General features: G+C 70.9%; 2 protein-coding genes. One reads left to right on the top strand and one right to left on the bottom strand.

What is annotated here, in order from left to right:
• A partial coding sequence (locus V7D28_RS15145) for a serine hydrolase domain-containing protein (RefSeq protein ID WP_333588212.1) occupies positions 1-992 on the top strand: 992 nt, incomplete at its 5' end.
• 10 nt (positions 993-1,002) lie between these two features.
• Here the strand turns inward: V7D28_RS15145 and V7D28_RS15150 are convergent.
• Positions 1,003-1,864 (bottom strand): MFS transporter (locus V7D28_RS15150; RefSeq protein WP_333588213.1); only part of this gene is annotated, 862 nt, incomplete at its 5' end.

Here is a 1,864-nt window from a genome sequence, read left to right on the forward strand (position 1 = left end):
GGCCCACCCAGGCGTGGCCGCTGGCCGCGCCCGAACCCCGCGATCCCCAGGCCCTGGCCGCCCTGGTGGATGAGGCCTTCGCCGCGCCGGACACGCCCGGCCTGGGCGAGACCCACGCCCTGGTCCTCATCCAGGGGGGCCGGCTGGTGCTGGAGCGCTACAATCAGGGTTTCGGTCCGCAGGCCACCTATCCTTCCTGGTCCAAGGCCAAGAGCATCACCCAGGCCCTGGTGGGCCTGCTGGCGGCCGAGGGGCGGATGGACATCGGCGCCCCGGCCGACGTCCCCGAATGGCGGGAAGCCCCCAGCGATCCCCGGGCGGAGATCACCCTGGACCAGCTTCTGCGCATGTCCAGCGGCCTGGCCTTCGTGGAGGACTATGTGCCGGGCCATGTCTCCGACGTGATCGAGATGCTGTTCGGCGCGGGCAAGGCCGACGTGGCCCACTATGCCGCCAGCCGGCCCCTGGCCCACCCGCCGGGCTCCCATTGGTCCTATGCCAGCGGCACGACCAACATCGTCGCCCGCGCCGCGGCCCGGGCGCTGGGCGCCGACGGGGCGGGCTTCGAGGCCTTCATGCGCGAGCGTCTGTTCGCGCCCCTGGGCATGGCGAGCCCCGTCCCCAAGTTCGACGCGGCCGGGACCTTCATCGGCTCGTCCTTCTGCTTCGCCACCGCCCGCGACTTCGCCCGCTTCGGCCTGCTCTATCTGCGCGGCGGCCGGTGGGAGGATCGCCAGCTGCTGCCGGCGGAATGGATCGACTATGCCCGCACGCCCACCCCGCAGCCGGCGGTGCGGGAAGGCGATTACGGCGCGCACTGGTGGCTGAACCTGGCCGGCCAGGGCTCGTTCAGCGCCAACGGCTATGAGGGCCAGTACACCGTCCTGGTCCCGGATCTCGACCTGATCCTGGTGCGCCACGGCAAGACGCCGCTGGACAAGAAGGACAATGTGAAGACCTGGATCGCCCAGGTGGTCCAGACCTTCCGTTGAAACGGGGCCTTCAGTCCTCCACCACCCGCCGCAGGGGCGCCAGCGCCAGCAGGCTGACCAGGGCCGCGCCGCCCAGATAATAGCCCACGGGCACGAGGCCGCCCCGCTCGGCCAGGATCTGGGCCAGCATGGGCGCCAGGCCGCCGCCCAGGATTCCCCCGACATTGAAGGCCACCGAGGCGCCGGTATAGCGCACCCGCGCCGGGAAGAGGCCGGGCAGGAAGGCGCCCAGCGGTCCATAGACGAAGCCCATGCACAGCAGGCACAGGGACAGGAAGGCGAAGATGAGCGCCAGCGAGCCTGCGCCCATCATCGGCGCCAGCAGCATGCCCGCCACGATGACCATGCCGCAGCCCCACATGAGCACCCGCCGCGGGCTGGAGGCGTCGGACCAGTAGCCGGCGATGATGATGCCCGCGGCCATGAACAGGATGGCCCCCAGCTGGATCGCCAGGAAGGCCTCGCGGCTGTAGCCCAGCGTCCCCACCCCATAGCCCAGGGCGAAGGCGGTGGAGAGGTAGTAGGTGGCGAAGCAGGCCACCACCGCAAAGGTGCCGCCCAGGGTCTCCAGAGGATGGCGGGCCAGCAGCTCCAGCAGGGGCGCCTTGGGCAGGGGCCCCTCGGCCACCGCCTTGGAGAAGGACGGGGTCTCCGACAGCTTCAGCCGCACCCACAGGCCGATGATGACCAGGACGGCGCTGAGCAGGAAGGGCAGCCGCCAGCCCCAGGCCTGGAACTGTTCAGGGGTCAGGATCAGGCCCAGGATCAGAAAAAGGCCGTTGGCGGCGATGAAGCCCACCGGCGCCCCCAGCTGCGGGAACATGCCGAACCGGGCCTTCCAGCCGGGCGGCGCATTCTCCACCGCCAAGAGG

The sequence above is a fragment of the Phenylobacterium sp. genome, assembly GCF_036723115.1.
Lineage (GTDB): Bacteria > Pseudomonadota > Alphaproteobacteria > Caulobacterales > Caulobacteraceae > Phenylobacterium.